General features: G+C 55.4%; 11 protein-coding genes. 1 reads left to right on the forward strand and 10 read right to left on the reverse strand.

Translation table 11 applies throughout. The features are described from left to right. Positions 1-28: 28 nt before the first annotated feature. Both ppsR and ppsA read right to left on the reverse strand, forming a co-directional pair. A complete protein-coding gene (gene ppsR, locus THINI_RS20730) occupies positions 29-871 on the reverse strand; it encodes a posphoenolpyruvate synthetase regulatory kinase/phosphorylase PpsR (protein WP_002710469.1) in 843 nt (280 codons plus the stop codon). After that, complete coding sequence (gene ppsA / locus THINI_RS20735; RefSeq protein WP_002710470.1) at positions 868-3,255, reverse strand: phosphoenolpyruvate synthase; 2,388 nt, start codon at positions 3,253-3,255, stop codon at positions 868-870. The genes ppsR and ppsA overlap by 4 nt, the downstream gene beginning before the upstream one ends. Positions 3,256-3,530: 275 nt before the next feature. Between ppsA and THINI_RS20740 the strand changes: the two genes are divergently transcribed. Continuing rightward, on the forward strand, positions 3,531-4,442 hold the full coding sequence (locus THINI_RS20740) for a LysR family transcriptional regulator (protein WP_040839659.1): 912 nt from the start codon (positions 3,531-3,533) through the stop codon (positions 4,440-4,442). Here THINI_RS20740 and THINI_RS20745 read toward each other — a convergent pair whose 3' ends face one another. The 8 genes from THINI_RS20745 to THINI_RS20780 form a co-directional block, all read right to left on the reverse strand. Continuing rightward, entirely contained in the window at positions 4,443-6,680 is a 2,238-nt protein-coding gene (locus THINI_RS20745) for a GumC family protein (protein WP_040839662.1), read from the reverse strand. Further along, complete coding sequence (locus tag THINI_RS20750; protein ID WP_002710473.1) at positions 6,662-7,741, reverse strand: polysaccharide deacetylase family protein; 1,080 nt, start codon at positions 7,739-7,741, stop codon at positions 6,662-6,664. The genes THINI_RS20745 and THINI_RS20750 overlap by 19 nt, the downstream gene beginning before the upstream one ends. Before the next feature lie 85 nt (positions 7,742-7,826). After that, positions 7,827-9,272 (reverse strand): lipopolysaccharide biosynthesis protein, encoded by a 1,446-nt coding sequence (locus THINI_RS20755; protein WP_002710474.1) that lies wholly within the window; start codon positions 9,270-9,272, stop codon positions 7,827-7,829. Next, positions 9,269-10,396 (reverse strand): glycosyltransferase family 4 protein, encoded by a 1,128-nt coding sequence (locus THINI_RS20760; protein ID WP_002710475.1) that lies wholly within the window; start codon positions 10,394-10,396, stop codon positions 9,269-9,271. Before THINI_RS20760 ends, THINI_RS20755 begins: the two co-directional genes overlap by 4 nt. 11 nt (positions 10,397-10,407) lie before the next feature. After that, positions 10,408-12,333: an asparagine synthase (glutamine-hydrolyzing) gene (gene asnB / locus THINI_RS20765; protein WP_002710476.1), complete on the reverse strand. Its 1,926-nt coding sequence runs from the start codon at positions 12,331-12,333 to the stop codon at positions 10,408-10,410. Next, the gene (locus THINI_RS20770; protein WP_002710477.1) at positions 12,281-13,543 is read right to left on the reverse strand and encodes a glycosyltransferase; all 1,263 of its coding nucleotides are present in this window, start codon (positions 13,541-13,543) and stop codon (positions 12,281-12,283) included. Before THINI_RS20770 ends, asnB begins: the two co-directional genes overlap by 53 nt. Positions 13,544-13,562: 19 nt before the next feature. After that, a complete protein-coding gene (locus THINI_RS20775; protein WP_002710478.1) occupies positions 13,563-14,636 on the reverse strand; it encodes a glycosyltransferase in 1,074 nt (357 codons plus the stop codon). After that, positions 14,629-15,831: an O-antigen ligase family protein gene (locus tag THINI_RS20780; protein ID WP_002710479.1), complete on the reverse strand. Its 1,203-nt coding sequence runs from the start codon at positions 15,829-15,831 to the stop codon at positions 14,629-14,631. The genes THINI_RS20775 and THINI_RS20780 overlap by 8 nt, the downstream gene beginning before the upstream one ends. Positions 15,832-15,979: the final 148 nt, after the last annotated feature.

Consider the following 15,979-nt stretch of genomic DNA (forward strand, 5'->3'; position numbering starts at 1 on the left):
GTCGCACTTCCCTGTACCGGTGTCAGCCTCACTCGCCGTACAACTGCCGTTTCAGACCGCTGCGGTTGAGGATGGTGGTGGCGATTTCCTCGATAGAAATGGCGGTGGTGTTGATGTAGGGGATGTTTTCGCGCCGATACAGGTTTTGTTGCCATTCCAGCTCCTGTTCGCACTGGCTGAGCGAGGCATAGCGGCTGTTGGGCTTGCGCTCCTGACGGATGCGCTGCAATTGTTCGGCGGTGATGGTGAGGCCGAACAGTTTACTGCGGAAGGGGTGCAGGATGCGCGGCAAACCGTTGCTGCCCATATCCTCTTCGGTCAGCGGATAGTTGGCGGCGTAGATGCCATATTGCATGGCCAGATACAGGCAGGTTGGCGTCTTGCCGGAGCGTGATACGCCAATCAGGATGATATTGGCTTCGGCGAAGTTCTTGGCGCTGATGCCATCATCATTAGCCTGGGCGAAATTGATGGCGGAAATGCGCTTGGAATAGGAGGCGTCGTTGTGCAACCCGTGCGAACGCCCGATAGCGTGGGAGGAGGGTTGCCCCAGCTCCTTTTCCATTGAGTCGATGAAACTGTCGAAAAAGTCGTAAATGGCGCAATCGGCGCGTTCGATATGCTGGCGCACTTCCGGGTTGATGAGGGTGCTGAACACCAGCGGGCGGCAGCCGTCCAGTTGCGCCATCAGGTTGATCTGTTCGGCGGTTTCCTTGGCCTTGTCCTCGGAGTCCAGGAAGGGGATGCTGACCTTGCGCCACTGGATGCCATCAAACTGGGTCAGCAAGCTGTGACCCAGTGTTTCGACGGTGATGCCGGTACGGTCGGACAGGTAAAACACCGTCCGCCGTTTGTTGCAGTTTTTGTTCATGCTTTGGATGCGTCGAGACTGGCCAGATGCAGCCAGGTATCCACGACAGTATCCGGGTTCAGCGAGATGCTGCTGATGCCCTGTTCATGCAGCCAGACGGCGAAGTCAGGGTAGTCGGATGGGCCTTGCCCGCAGATGCCGACGTATTTGCCTTGTTTCTTGCACGCTTCGATCGCCATTTTCAGCAGCTTTTTCACTGCCGGGTTACGTTCGTCGAACAGGTGGGCAATCAGGCCGGAGTCACGGTCGAGGCCGAGCGACAACTGCGTCATGTCGTTGGAGCCGATGGAGAAGCCGTCAAAGTATTCGAGGAATTCTTCCGCCAGTACTGCGTTGGACGGGATTTCGCACATCATGATCAGACGCAGGCCGTTTTCACCACGTTTCAAGCCTTGGGTCGCCAGCAGTTCGGTTACTTGTTGGGCTTCTTCCAGCGTGCGGCAGAACGGGATCATGACTTCGACGTTGGTCAGGCCCATTTCGTTACGGACTTTTTTCAGGGCGCGGCATTCCAGCTCGAAACATTCGCGGAACGATTCGGACAGGTAGCGGGAAACGCCCCGGTAGCCGATCATCGGGTTTTCTTCGTGCGGTTCGTAACGGTCGCCTGCGGTCAGGTTGGCGTATTCGTTCGACTTGAAGTCGGACATGCGCACGATGACCTTGTGCGGGTGGTAAGCAGCGGCCAGCGTGGCGATGCCTTCCACCAGTTTTTCCACGTAGAAATCGACCGGGCTGGTGTAACCGGCAATCTTTTTGCCGATTTTGGTCATCAGTTCAACCGGGAGGTTATCGTATTCCAGCAGGGCTTTGGGGTGGATGCCGATGGTGTTATTGATGATAAATTCCAGACGCGCGAGGCCAATGCCTGCATTCGGCAGGCGCGAGAAGGCGAAGGCGCGGGAAGGGTTGCCTACGTTCATCATGATCTTGACGGAAAGGTCAGGTAGGTTGCCGGTGTCGGCAGTGCGCACTTCAAACGGGACCAGGCCGTTGTAGATGAAGCCGGTGTCGCCTTCCGCGCAGGATACGGTGACTTCCGCGCCATTTTCGATGCGGTCGGTGGCGTCGCCGCAGCCAACCACTGCCGGGATGCCCATTTCACGCGCGATGATGGCGGCGTGGCAAGTGCGCCCGCCCCGGTTGGTGACGATGGCGGAGGCGCGTTTCATGATCGGCTCCCAATCAGGGTCGGTCATGTCGGTGACGAGTACGTCGCCTTCCTTGACTTCGTGCATCTGCGCGATGCTGCTGATGATGCGGGCAGGGCCTTGGCCGATTTTCTGGCCGATAGCGCGGCCTTCGGCGATCATGCTGCCTTTTTCCTTGAGCTGGTAACGCTCAATGATGGTGGCGGAGGCGCGGCTTTCGACGGTTTCAGGGCGTGCCTGCACGATGTAGAGCTTGCCGTCGCCGCCATCTTGCGCCCATTCGATGTCCATCGGGCGCTGGTAGTGCTTTTCGATGATCAGGGCTTGGCGGGCGAGGGATTCGACCTGTTCGTCAGTGAGGCAGAAACGCATACTGCGGGCTGGCTCGACATCGCGGATTAGGGTGGCCTTGTTGTGCGCTTCGCCAGCGGTTTCGGCGTAAACCATTTCGATGGCTTTTGCGCCCAGGCGGCGGGAGAGGATGGCAGGGCGGCCAGCTTCGATATTCGGCTTGTAGACGTAGAATTCGTCCGGGTTGACCGCGCCTTGCACCACGGTTTCACCCAGGCCGTATGCGCCAGTAATGAATACCGCGTCGCGGAAGCCGGATTCGGTATCGAGGGTGAACATGACACCACTGGCACCGATGTCGCTACGTACCATTTTCTGGATGCCGGCGGACAGGAATACCTTGTCGTGCTCGAAGTTTTGGTGGACACGGTAGGCAATGGCGCGGTCGTTATACAGGGATGCAAATACTTCCTTGATGGCATCAATGACATTATCGAGGCCGCGTACATTCAGGAAGGTTTCCTGCTGGCCAGCAAAGGATGCATCCGGTAGGTCTTCCGCAGTTGCCGAAGAACGCACGGCAAAGGAAGCTGTTTCGCCGGAGTCACCCACCAGTTGCTGGTAGGCGCTGGTAACATCTTCCAGCAAGCGTGGTGGCAACGGTGTATCCATAACCCAGCTGCGGATGGTTTTGCCCGCATTGGTTAATGCGTGGATATCGTCAATATCCAGTGAATCCAGTAGCGCGTTGATGCGGTCAGCCAGGCCGTCAGCGCGGATAAAATCCTGGTAAGCGTGCGTGGTGGTGGCAAACCCATTCGGGACGGTAACGCCAACATTGGCGAGGTTGCTGATCATTTCCCCTAGGGAGGCGTTTTTACCGCCGACGATACCAACATCGTGCATTCCCAATTGATCAAACCAAAGAATGTAATCTGCCATCGTGAACTACTCCTGAGTCGAGATTTGGAAGTTATTCGATCTTTATACCCTTGGGCTTATATATGATTGTTTCACAGGGGGAGGGAGGAAAAAAGAGCGGCGTCCATAGGCGACGCCGCAAGCACCACAGTTAGCATGAGATAAACATTCGGTGTGAATGTTTAACTGGCGCACACGATACCGAAAATCCGGATCAGTAAAAAATCAATTGTTTCAATTATTACTATTGTATTGCACAATAATGAAATAATCAGGAGGATAAACCCACAGTGGCAATGCATTACTACAAGCAGACACGTTACAAGCTGTTGCGGACTTTTTGCGTGGTGGCGCAAAAGGAAAACATTACCCATGCGGCGGAACAGCTGCATATTAGCCAGCCTACTGTTTCCTTACAGATTCAGGCGCTTGAGCGCGAAATGGGGGAAAAGCTGCTGGAGCGGCGCGGGCCTAGCGTGCGCCTGACGCCCGAAGGGAAAGTCCTGTATCAGCTGGTACAACCGATTACAGCGGGGATCGACTCACTAAAAGACACGTTCGCAGCGAGCCTGGGCAAGATGGAAAAGGGGGAGCTGAATATCGCGGCAGGGCAATCGACTGCCTTGTATGTGCTGCCTGACTATCTCAGGCGTTTTAATGAAGCTTATCCCGGTATCCGTATCAACCTGCATAATGTGGCCGGGCAGAGCGGGATGAAAATGTTGCTGGATGATCAGGTGGATCTGGCTGTAGGCCCGCTGTTACAGATTCCCGACAGCATCATTTACAAACCGTTTGTCTCGTTTGGGTCGATCCTGATCACAGCGGAAAACCATCCATTGGCCAACCTGAAGCAGAAAGTAACGTTGGAAGACATTAGCCCCTATGGCCTCATCCTGCCGCCGCGCAACATGAGTACCTGGCGGATGGTGGATACGGTGTTCCGCCAGCACGAATTGCAATACTCAGTAGCGATGGAAGCCGGGGGCTGGGAAATCGTGAAGCGTTATGTGGAACAGGGGTTGGGCGTATCCATTGTTACCGAGGTGTGCCTGACCGGGCATGAGAGAATTAGTGCCATTCCCCTCAATGACTATTTTCCATCACGTAGTTACGGGTTGATTGTGCGGCGGGGCAAATTCTTCACCCCGCAAGCCAAACGTTTCATCGAAATGTTTGACGAACACTTTTTTGCTGAAGATGCCTGATCAGGCCTCGCTGGCAATTGGCACTAACTGGTGGGAGCGTTGCTGGTAGTAACGGTCATAATAGTGCTGGCCAACTGTATGGCTGCGCTTCACCTTCATGCGCAGGAAGCCTGTCAGGTTACCGCCTGCGCGTTTCAGCTGCTTGATGGCGGCGTTGATCATCCGCTGGTTACTGTTGTTTGGGCCTACCAATAGCACGGTGGCGGAACTCATGGCGGACAAGACCAGTGGGTCGGCAAACCCTTTCAGTGGTGGTGCGTCGATGATGATGTAGTTGTAACGGCGGGCAGCAATACCCATCAATGCCAGCATGTGGTTGGAGGATAGCAGCCCCACCGGATCGTAGGTTTCGGAACCGGCGGTCAGGATATGCAGGTTGGCATCCGCGTCGATGGAGTGGATATTGGGCAGGTCAATGGAATTGTCCAGGTAATCGCCTAACCCGACATTGTTGTCGATACCCAGTTTGTGGTGCAGGGTTGGGCAGCGCATGTCGGCATCGACCAACAGTACTTTATAGCGCATCCGTGCATAAGCGTAGGCAACGTTGATGGCTGTGGTGCTCTTGCCTTCACCGGGTTCGATGCTGGTGAACAGGATGGAGTTGCCTTTTTCCTTCTTCAACGCGGTTCCCAGGTTAGCGACCAGGATACGGTAGGCTTCCGCCAGTTCCGAACGTGGTTCCTTCAGGGTTTTGAGGGCGAGGGTGGTTTCCGGTAGCTTGGAGAGTTCGGGAATACTGCCTAGGACAGGTAGCCCGGTGAATTTTTCCATGTCTTCATCCGTATGCACGCTATCGTCCATGCCCTCGCGCAGGAATGCCAAGGCGATACCGCCCAGCAGGCCACCGAGCAAACCGATCAGCAGGTTGAGTGGCATATTAGGCCGGTAGCGTTGCAGCGGCGTCTGGGCTTCGTCAATGATCCGGACAATACTGGGGTTCACGCCTGAGGCGACATTGACTTCGCGCATCCGCTGCAACAGTTCATCGTAAAGCTGGCGGTTGGTTTCGACTTCGCGCTTGAGGGCGTTGTATTCGATACTCTTGTCCTGAATCTGCATCAGCTCATTATTCAATTTGCTGAGCCGGTCGTGCAGTTTGTTTTCTTCTTCTTTTGCGGCCAGGTATTCAGCTTTGATCGCATTGGTGACGCTGGCGGTTTCCTTGCCGATGGTGCGGCGCATATCAGCAATCTGGCTGCTGAGGCGCTGCATGTCGGGGTAGCCGGGTTTGAACAGGCGGGATTTTTCCTGATATTCGGCTTCCAGAGTGGCCAGGGTGTTTTTCATGTTCTGGATCGCCAGATTATCCAGCGCGTCACGGTTGCCCCCGGTTGCCTGCAACTGCTTGTATTTGCTTTCTGTCTGGATGCGCCGCCGTTCCGCATCGGCTAGTGCTTGGTTCATGTCCGTGAGTTTCTGGACGTTGACCGTTTGACTGTCATCAATATTGAGGATGTTTTTCTTTTTGGCGTAATCAATCAGGCGTTGTTCGGACTGGGTAAGGTCGCGGCGGGCAGTGTCGATCTGTTGCTCCAGATAGCCCTTGGCGTAGTCGCCGGTTTCAGTATGGGCTTCATTGCGCATTTTGATGTAAGTACTGATCAGGGTGTTGGTGATGTCAGCAGCCTGGGTTGCTTGCGGTGCTTCAAAATAAATCTTGACCAGACGGGATTGTTCGAGTGGCTGGATAAACAGTTTTTTGGAAAATGTTTCGGCGGCTTTATGTAGCTTGCTGCTTGTATCCACAACAGGGGCATCCCCATTGCCAAACAGCTTTGAGAACCAGGGCTGGTTGGCGTTCAGCAGTGTTTCTGTCAGCCCCATTTCCTTGACCACCCGCTCAGCGAGTGCACGACTTTTAAGCAGTTCATACTCAGTTTGCAGCACATCAACGCTGTCTTTTTGCTCTGTATCGAAAATTTGCCCAAATTCGACAATACGGGTTGGCTCCTTTTCAATCCGGATGGTGGCATTAGCCTGATAGCTGGGGGGCGTCAGTTTGGTGAGCAGGAAGGTGGCCAGCAAGCCGCAGCATAATGTGCTAAGGATAAGCCACTTGCGCTTTTTTATGATTTCCCATATGTGGGACAGGGTCAGGTCACGCTCGCTGGCTCTGGAAGTGATTGATTCCGCGTTCAGGATGATCGGAACCTCGTTTCCCTGCCTGAATGGGTAAGGGGATTCCGTGACAGGAATCAGGATTTCACCACCTTGTTTCATATGCTGCTGATCCATTCAGTCTTGCAAACGTGCTGGTTATTTTGCTTTGATAGGGCAACCCCATGACCCTCTTCTCCTGTACCCACCGCTAATGGGTAGGCGGTGGCAGCTTCCTGTATGTTCATGCTTTGCATCCCGTAGCGTGCTTGCAGGTTGTGGTAGTGCTCAATGACCTGTTGCAGACGTTGCATGTTTTCAGGAATATGCGCGCCAAAGTTGTGGGGATGCCACCACAGGTGGAAAATCTCATTCCTTTGTGCCGCATAAGTCATACCCTGCATGATACGTTCGAGGCGTAGACGGTTGATGGTGGGGTTAGGACAGTATGGATAGAAAAACCGACTGGCGGGAACATTAACGAGGGTGTGCTGGGGGGGCGTCGGGTATGTCTGTGGTAGGGTTGTTTGTTGTCCGCTAAGGTTGAATAGTGAGTCCAGCCCGCGCAACCCACGTTTGGCGGCATAAAAAATGTCATGCTTTTCGGGGCAATGGTAAATGCCGGAACGTGCATCGCCCCGGAAGTACCGTATGCCTTGCATGGCCAGTTCGGCAGCATAACAAGGCGAGTATTGCTGGCGGGGGAAAATATAAGTTGTCAAATCAATGCCAAAATGTTTGGCGGTTTGCCGGGCGGCAGCCAGATCAGCGCGGAAGCTGTCTGGGCAGGTGCCGGCTTCAGCGGAGTAATAGTGAGAAAATGAGTGCGAGGCAATTTCCTGGCCTCTATAGCTTTTTATCAATCTGACCAGTTCAGGTGCGTAATAGTAAGGTTTCAGCTCAGGATGCCGGTCTGTGTCCGGTAGGTGCAGATAGGGGTTCATCTGTGGGTTCAAGTAGGCTGGCTTGATTTCAGGGGCATATTGCAACAATTCGGCACTGTCCTGAAAAAAGATAAACCCCACGATGGCCCAGGTAGCACGGATGCCATGCTGGTTGAACGTTTCCAGCATCAAGGGGATAGCCTGGTGCACGCCTGCGAGATTGGCTTTGTAGGCATCCAGCCGGGTTTCATCACGCATCCCCCAGTAAAGCTCAAAATCGAGCGAAATGACAAAAGTTCCGTGGTCTGATGGCATGGCTGGCTATCTCTGAAAGCGGTGTATCAATGTCTGTTTTATCCAGGCTACTGTTTTATCGCATTGTGATGATGGTGAAAGGGGGTTACGGCTTTAGCTGCTGTGATCTCTGGATGAATGGAAAATACCGTTGCAGATGCGCACGTATGCTACCGGTATCCAGCATAAGCAGTAGGGCAGCGTAAGCGAGGCAACCCGTCGACAATTGCAGCACCAGCCAGCCCAGGCCGGTTTTACCGTGGAGCGGATACAAGGCCAGCGACATACCGAGGGTAGCCAGAACAATGCCAGCAAGTGCTTTGCCGGGTAACGGTAAGGGAAACCAGTGCCTTCCCTGCCAAGCACTCAGCAACAGGCCAGCTGCATAAGCCGCAAAGGTGGCCCAGGCCGCGCCAAACATGCCATGGTGCGGGATCAGCAACAGGTTCAGAAGCAGGTTAGACCCTGCTGCGACCAGCAATATCCATACCTGGCTCTGGGTGTGTTTTCCCAGTTGGAATGCCAGGTCAAAGAAATAGGATTTGAAACCGGCTAACAGGATGGCTGCGGCAATCAGCGGTGTCAGTGCCAGCACGGTTGCCCGGAATTCTGCCCCTATCAGCAGCGCGGCAAGGTTGGGGGTAATCATCACCAGCCCGGCGGCTGCTGGCAGCGCAATGCCCGACAGGAGCAGGGCATGTTGGCGGCTGTGCTCGCGGGCGGCGGCCATGCCATGTTTTTCCAGCGCATTGACCAACATGGGGTAAATGGCGAGGTTGATGCTCATCATCAGCATGACCAGGGTAAAGCGCGGCAGGTCATAGGCAACCGCGTATTGCCCTGCGCTGTCCACGCCATCCAGCCATGCCAGCAACAGGCGGTCGGAACTGTTGATGACTTCGTTCAGCAGGGCGGAAGCTGTCAGCGGCCGCCCATAGGCCAGCATTTGCCGCAGGATACTTTTGTCCACCCAGCGCCAGTGGAAGTGCTGCCATTCCCGGCGGCACAAGACCAACAAGGGCAGCAGGTTGCCGAGGAACAGCCCCCACAAAATGCCTGCGGCACTGTGGGTTGCCCATGCCAGCGAGCCGCCAATACCCAGTGCTAGCAGGGTTTTACCGAGCATCATGCCGCCGTAGCGGTAAGGGTTCAGTTGCGAGTTTTGCAGTTGCAGGTTTAGCTCAAAAAATGCCCATGCTGCCAATAGCAATCCGCTGGCCAACACCAGTTGTGCCACCACCGGACTGGGGATGAACAGCCAGCCTAGCAGACAGGCTCCAAGCCCAAACAGGGCAATAATGCCGTATGCAGCCAGGATGGTGGAGAAAAACACAGCCTGCCGGTTGGCGAAGCGTGGCAGAAAGCGCAGTACCCCAAGATTTAGCCAGCCAAACAACAGCATTTGCAGGAAGCTGACCAAGGCCAGCACCAAAGAGTACTGGCCATATTCCTGGGGACTTAGCAGGCGGGTATAAAGCGCCAGGGCAACAAAATTGATCAGCCCGGGCAGGCCGCGTGCCAACAGGTACAGAAGGCTGTGACGGATGATCATGTGAACAGCTTCTGGTAAACCTGCAAGGTCTGGTGGACAACTCGCTCAACGCTGAACTCCTGTTCCACCAGTTGGCGTCCAGCGTGCCCCAGTCGTCTGCGTTTATGCGGGTTGCGCAACAGGATTTCAATGCCTGCTGCCAGCGCATCGCTGCTGCGGGGTTCCACCAGCAGGCCGTTTTGCTGGTGCAGGGTGATTTCACGGCAACCCGGTACGTCGCTGGCAACAATAGCACGCCCGCAAGCAGCGGCTTCCAACAGGACTTTCGGCACGCCTTCGCGGTAGGAGGGCAGGCAGATGATGTGTGCCTGGGGCAGGATGTCAGCCATGTCGCTACGGTATCCCCACCATTCGAGGAAGCCTTCCTGTTGCCACTGTTGCAGCACTCCCACGGGAACGGCGTCACGGTTGTAGGGAGCTTCGCCCACTAGCACAAAGCGTGCCTCCAGACCTTTGGCGTGGATTTTGCGGGCAGCAGCAGCGAATTCATGCACCCCTTTGCTTTTGAGCATACGTGCGGCGAGGATGATGACTGGCGTCCCCTCGGGTTCGGGGCGGTAGCTGAATTCACGCAGGTTGACGCCGGAACTGCGGATCAATACCGAGCGTTGTTCGCGGGTGATGCCTGCCTCGGTGAACAGGCCAAGGTCATCCGGATTCTGGAAAATGGCCCAGGCGCGTGACGGGAGAAAGATGATTTTGTAAACCGGCGTGATGGCCGTCCTCAATACCCGGGTGGCGATATCCTGATGGGTAAACAGGGTACCAATGCCGGTAAAAGCGTAGATGGAACGGGTATGCCCCGAGAGTAGCGCGGCGATACCACCATAAAGGATGGCCTTGACCGCAATATGGTGGATCAGGTCGGGTTGTACCCACTGATACAGACGGAACAGGCTCCAGACAGTGTTGAGTTCGCGCAAGGGGTTACGGCTCATCCGATCCATCGAAAACTGGTGGTAGTTCATGCCATGGCTCTGGATACTCATGGCCGAAGGGTTGCTTTCCGGCTCCGGCATGGCAACATGCACATCGTACCCCTGGTTACCGAGCTGTCTTGCCAAGGGCAGGCGATGCGACAGAAAAAAAGCGGCGTCATTGCCGACGAACAGGATTTTTTTCATTGGCTCCCCCTTTACGCCGCCATTGCCCGGATGACTGGGCTTTGCTGTTCATGCCATGCCTGGAACATCAATACGTCCCACAGGAGGTACTGCCAGTTATGGGTTCCGGCTAGGTGTTGACGCCATTTTTCTTCGATGGGGGCAGGGTCGAAAAAGCCTTCCTGTCGTAACCGCGCAGGTGCCAGCAGGCTTTCTGCCCAGTCACGCAGGCTGGTGCGCAGCCAGTTGTCAAGCGGGACGCCGAAGCCCTTTTTCGGGCGTTCAATCAGGTTGCGTGGAACGTAGTGGTCCAGAATCTGGCGCAGGATCCATTTGCCCTGGCCATTGTGGATTTTCAGCGGCAAGGGCAATTGCCAGGCAAACTCCACCACCCGGTGATCCAGGAACGGCGCGCGGGTTTCCAGGCTGACCCCCATGGCAGTGCGGTCAACCTTGACCAGGATGTCGCCGGGCAGGTAGCCGGTTGCATCCATGTACATCATCCGTTCCGGAAATGTCAGCCCTGCCGGGATGTTGGTAGGGATCGGGTCGGGGCTGTGCTGGAGGCCAAGCACGACTTCTTCCGGCTGCTTCCAGTGGGAAATGAGGCGGCGGTAAATGTCTTCGGGTGAACGGGCATTTAATGTTTCACTTGCTTTGCGTAGCTTTTCGCCTGGTTCGTTAAAACGTAGCTGCTCCGGCAAGGCGGAAGATAGTGGATTGAGCAGCCTGTCCCACTGGCGTGCGTCCAGTCTCCCCAGGGTTCCGGCAAGCCCGCTGCGCAGAAAGCCGGGCAGGTGTTGTAAACGCCGCCAGATTTGCTGGGCGTAGAAATAGCGGTTGTAGCCGCCGAACAATTCATCCGCCCCGTCACCGGACAGGCTGACCGTTACCCGGGTTTTGGCCAATTGCGCTACCAGTAGGGTGGGGATCTGCGACATGTCTGAAAATGGCTCGTCAAACAGGGTTGGCAGGCGGGGAATGATATCCATCGCATCCACGGGGCTGGCGATGAATTCGGTATGCTCCGTGCCCAGGTGGCGGGCGACTTCGCGGGCGTAGCCAGCTTCATTGAAGCTTTCTTCCTCATAGCCGATGGTGAAGGTTTTGACGGGGCGGTTTGATTGTTCCTGCATCAGGGCGACCACCAGCGAGGAGTCGATACCTCCAGACAAGAATGCCCCTAGTGGCACGTCGGATAGCATCTGTTGACGTACTGCGCGGCTTAGCAGTGTTTCCAGGGCTGCCGTTTGTTCGGGCAGGTTTTTGAAGGTGATACTGTCGTGGGTGTTGCCGATATACGCCGGTAATGACCAATAGCTTTCCGTTTGAAAGGTGCAGCCCGGCGTTGCCTGGGGGGTGACATGCAGCAGATGCCCAGGTTCCAGCTTGAAAATACCCTGGTAAATGGTATGCGGCGCGGGTATGTAGCTCAGGCGTAACTGGCTGGCGATGGCGTCGCGGTTGATACCGGCATTCCATTCGTGATGGGCGCGCAGGGCTTTTAGTTCGGAACCGAACAGGAAATGCCGCCCGACCCAGCCGTAATAGAGTGGCTTTTCCCCCATACGGTCGCGGGCTAGCGTCAGGCGGCGGGTGTGCCCATCCCATACAGCCATGGCGAACATGCCAATACAGGCTTGTAGGGTGCGGCGGATTCCCCAGCAGGAAAAAGCTGCCAGCAAGGTTTCAGTATCCGATGTGCCGCGCCAGTGGGTGTAGCCCTCCCTGGCGAGACGCTTGCGCAATTCCTGATGATTGTATATCTCGCCATTGAAAATCAGGGTATAACGGCCAGAAGCCGAGGCCATGGGTTGATGGCCTTCGGGAGACAGGTCGAGGATGGCAAGCCGCCGATGCCCCAACGCGATACCAGCTTCCCGGTCTATCCACAAGCCACTATCATCAGGCCCCCTGTGCGCGAGGGTGGATGTCATCCGGTGCAGATTGCTGTGCATGTCTGCTGAATTCCGTTTGTTCGAGAGGGAGTAGAAGCCCGTCAGTCCGCACATGATTTACTAACTCCTTGTATATGTTCTGGTATTGGGTGGTGATGGCGTGGATGTTGTAATGCTTGCGGATGCGTTGCATGGCGCGTAACCCCAATTCCTTGCGCCATACCTCGCCAGCATTGATCCACTCCAACCAGGCGAATGCCAAGGCGGAAGGTGTGGCCTCCGGCACTTGCAGCACCCGACCGGTTTTGCCAATGATAAGGGGGACATCGCCCACATCCGTGGCGATGCAGGGGATACCGCAAGCCATGGCCTCACCAATGGCGTTGGGGAAGCCCTCGCCACGGGATGAGGTCAGCGAGAAAATATCCATGGCGTTCAGCAGGCAGTAGATGTCCTTGCGTTCGCCCAGCAAGTGCAGTTGGTTTTTGCCAGGGAAGCGTTGCAGCAAGGGGTGCAGGGCAGGGTTGTCTGCGGTGACATCACGCCCCGTGAGAATGAAATGGACATTTTTCTGGTGCTGCATCAACAGGCTGGCAGCTTCCAGAAACAGCGCGTGATTTTTCATTGGGTGGTAGCGCGCGGTCATACCAATCACCAGTGCATCAGACGGGATGCCGAGGCTTTCCCGGATGCTTTCCCGGTAGTAGCTGTTGGGCGCGAACCGCTGGATGTCAAAACCGTTTGGCACGACCCGGGTTTTCAAGGGGGAATAGCCAAAGGCGGCATGCTGGTCTGCACTGAGGTATGAGTTGTACAGGATGTGTTCCGGGCGATGGCTGAGTTTCGCTGCTGCCTGGATAACCCAGCGGGTGGTCATGGGTTCATGGCGGATGTCATACAGGGTCTGGCGGATATTCCACAGTAACGGGAAGCGGCCACCCAGCGCCATGTTGGCCAAGGAGGCAGCCAGATTGCCGTGATACATCCAGCCTTGCACGATATCGGGTTGTAATTTGCGCAATAACCGCGCCAGTCTGAGGATGTGCCAGCCAGAGCTGAAATCACGGCGCATGTTGAGCGAATGGACATTAATGCCATGCGCCCGGATGCGTTTGCCCAGGTCGGCTTCGTCATCCAGCGAGATGACAATCGGGTCAAACTGGGTGAGGTCGGTATGCGCCAACAGTTTGTACAGCATCATTTCCGCCCCCCCCGTTGACAGGCAGGTAATGACGTGTACCACCCGGATTTTGTTGATTTCGTTATCCATCAGAAAGACCCCATGCGATTTAAAGTTCAAGCCAGCGCTGAGCAATGACACCTAATTCAAGATGCGTGACCGCATTGACTCCCTGTTGGCGAAATGCTGCGCAAAGTTCTGGATTTTCCATTAAGTAATCAATGGATTTTGTGAGTTCATCAGTATTTTCATTATTTATGAGGATACCATTCACGCCGTGTGTGAGAATTTCGTTTGGGCCAGTCGGGCAGTTTGTGGCGATAACCGGGCAGCGGCAGGCCAGCGCTTCTAACAGGACATTGGGGTAACCTTCATAACGGCTTGAAAGAATGAATATTTGTGCATTCGCCAAGTAACGGTAAGGGTTGTTGGCCATACCGGGCAGATGGATTTTTCCAGTTAGCCCGAGGTGCCTAATCTGCTGTTGCAGGTTGGCCCGTTGCCCGCCTTCACCCAGGATCAGCAGGTCGGTTGTCTGCGATGCCTTACTGTTGGCGAAAGCATTTATCAGCAAATCAAAACCTTTCTGTGGATGCAGGCGGCCAATTGCCAGCAAATAGGGGCGGGGGTGTTCAATGGGTTGTTTCTTTAATAGGTCAATGGTGTGGAAATCCAGTGGGTTGGGGATACTGGTGACGTTTTTTAAACCCAGATTTTGCTCAAGCATGTCCGCAATGGCGGTAGAAACGGCGATAACCTTGTGTGCCCGTGGGTAGAGCAAGCGCATCATCCAGCGGGTAACGGGGGAAAATTTACGTGGGTTGTTACGCACGGATACAACCGCCCGCCTGCTGGCAAGCAGGGTTGGGAAATTGGCGCTTTCCATGAAGGAAAAAATGTGGGTGTAGTGGTGTTGCTGAAACCGGCAGCGTAATTTATAAAAGCGGCGGAACAGGTTCAGGGTTTTCTTCCAGGGATTGCTGCTGGCGGGGCAGTCCAGGTCAACCAGGGTTCCACCATGAGGGTAGGCTGTCAGCCTGCCGTCGAATACGATCAGGTCAACAGCATGTGTGTGTGCGAACTGTTCGGACAACAAGGATGCCACCCGTTCCGCCCCCCCTTTGGTAAGGCTGTAGATGACAACGGCAATACGCTCTGGCTTGGTCAGGTATGCTTCAGACATGGGCAGTTTTGGGAATGACCGATAATGGCGAGGGCGTCAGCCGCCAGCGGAGGATGATTTGTTGATTGTCTAACCATGCATGACTGATCAGCAGGCTATACAGTACCCAGGCAATTTTTTCCATGCTCCATTCGGTCGACATTTGGGTGAGCAACAGACAGCCCATCAGGATGATCTGGAATCGCCTGTCCTGGTGGGGAACTTGCGGCAACAGCCGCAGCAGCGCCAGCAAAAAAGCGGAAAAAATCAGTATTCCAATCAGGCCGGTTTCCACCAGCAGGGAAATAAATGTGTTGTGCGCGCTTTCCGAAATGGAAAAGGGGTTGACGGCTTTGCGGAACGCACCTAGCCCGTGACCAACAATGGGGTGCTCCTGCCAAGCCAGCAGGCCATACTTCCAGATGGTCGTGCGCCCTGTCAGGGTGCCTGAGGAGGCTTCGTGGCCGATGGTAGCCAGGCGGTCGAGCGAGGTCTGGGGGATCATTGGCAGCAAGGCGACGATCAGGCCGATCACACTGACAGCGGTAATGACGCGCCATGCCAGTCTACTGCGCTGGAATATGACCAGGGCGTAAAGTGAGCCAACTGAGGCAATGACAAAGCCAGTGCGCGACGCACTGAGAACGATGGCTGACAGTGCAGCCGGAATATAAAGGAGGTTGATTAGCTTCCAGCCAATATTGCGGTCTTCCATCAACAGGTGCAGCGCGACCGGAATACCTAAAGCCAGCATGGCGGCCAGCTCGTTTTCATTGACCCCTTCTGCTGCGTAACGGTTGAAACTGGCCTGATGGCCGGAAAACCATGACTGCAAGGTAAAGAAAATCAGCACATAACCGCCCAGTACCAAGGCTTGCCAGGCTTCCCGCAAATCTTCGCGGGTGCGGATGAATTGCCACATGAGTATGCTGAACAGGAACAGCTGCACCATGCTGAAGGCGTATTCCTGGGTTTTTTCTGGCCAGACAGACCAGAACAGGGTTAGCCAGACCCACAGGGTAAACAGCCCGATCCACAAGTGTACGCCTTGCAAAGGGCGGATGCGGTTGTTCATCAGGATGGTACCCATCCCCACCACGAAGGCGGCGGCACCCAACATGCGCGCCAGAGTGCCAACCCCTGGAAATTCCACCATGTCGTGCCAGGGTACGGAAAAGATGAAAACCACGATCAGGACGTTGACCACGCGGCACATGCAAGCCATTCCTCCAGTTGATTGTTAACCATCCTCTTACAACGAAAGGGGGTGATAAAGGCGAGGCAGGACGGGGGCGGCTATTTACCGGATGAATGCAGGTGGGGCACGTTAATCGGTTGCTTGTGCCCGCCTGCGCAGGTTGTGG

The sequence above is a fragment of the Thiothrix nivea DSM 5205 genome, from assembly GCF_000260135.1.
Lineage (GTDB): Bacteria > Pseudomonadota > Gammaproteobacteria > Thiotrichales > Thiotrichaceae > Thiothrix > Thiothrix nivea.

What these genes read in the sequence shown, in the direction of transcription:
- ppsR (WP_002710469.1), bottom strand. Translation starts at nt 871, where the DNA reads ATGAACAAAAACTGCAACAAACGGCGGACGGTGTTTTACCTGTCCGAC.
- ppsA (WP_002710470.1), bottom strand. Translation starts at nt 3,255, where the DNA reads ATGGCAGATTACATTCTTTGGTTTGATCAATTGGGAATGCACGATGTT.
- THINI_RS20740 (WP_040839659.1), top strand. Translation starts at nt 3,531, where the DNA reads ATGCATTACTACAAGCAGACACGTTACAAGCTGTTGCGGACTTTTTGC.
- THINI_RS20745 (WP_040839662.1), bottom strand. Translation starts at nt 6,680, where the DNA reads ATGGATCAGCAGCATATGAAACAAGGTGGTGAAATCCTGATTCCTGTC.
- THINI_RS20750 (WP_002710473.1), bottom strand. Translation starts at nt 7,741, where the DNA reads ATGCCATCAGACCACGGAACTTTTGTCATTTCGCTCGATTTTGAGCTT.
- THINI_RS20755 (WP_002710474.1), bottom strand. Translation starts at nt 9,272, where the DNA reads ATGATCATCCGTCACAGCCTTCTGTACCTGTTGGCACGCGGCCTGCCC.
- THINI_RS20760 (WP_002710475.1), bottom strand. Translation starts at nt 10,396, where the DNA reads ATGAAAAAAATCCTGTTCGTCGGCAATGACGCCGCTTTTTTTCTGTCG.
- asnB (WP_002710476.1), bottom strand. Translation starts at nt 12,333, where the DNA reads ATGCACAGCAATCTGCACCGGATGACATCCACCCTCGCGCACAGGGGG.
- THINI_RS20770 (WP_002710477.1), bottom strand. Translation starts at nt 13,543, where the DNA reads ATGGATAACGAAATCAACAAAATCCGGGTGGTACACGTCATTACCTGC.
- THINI_RS20775 (WP_002710478.1), bottom strand. Translation starts at nt 14,636, where the DNA reads ATGTCTGAAGCATACCTGACCAAGCCAGAGCGTATTGCCGTTGTCATC.
- THINI_RS20780 (WP_002710479.1), bottom strand. Translation starts at nt 15,831, where the DNA reads ATGTGCCGCGTGGTCAACGTCCTGATCGTGGTTTTCATCTTTTCCGTA.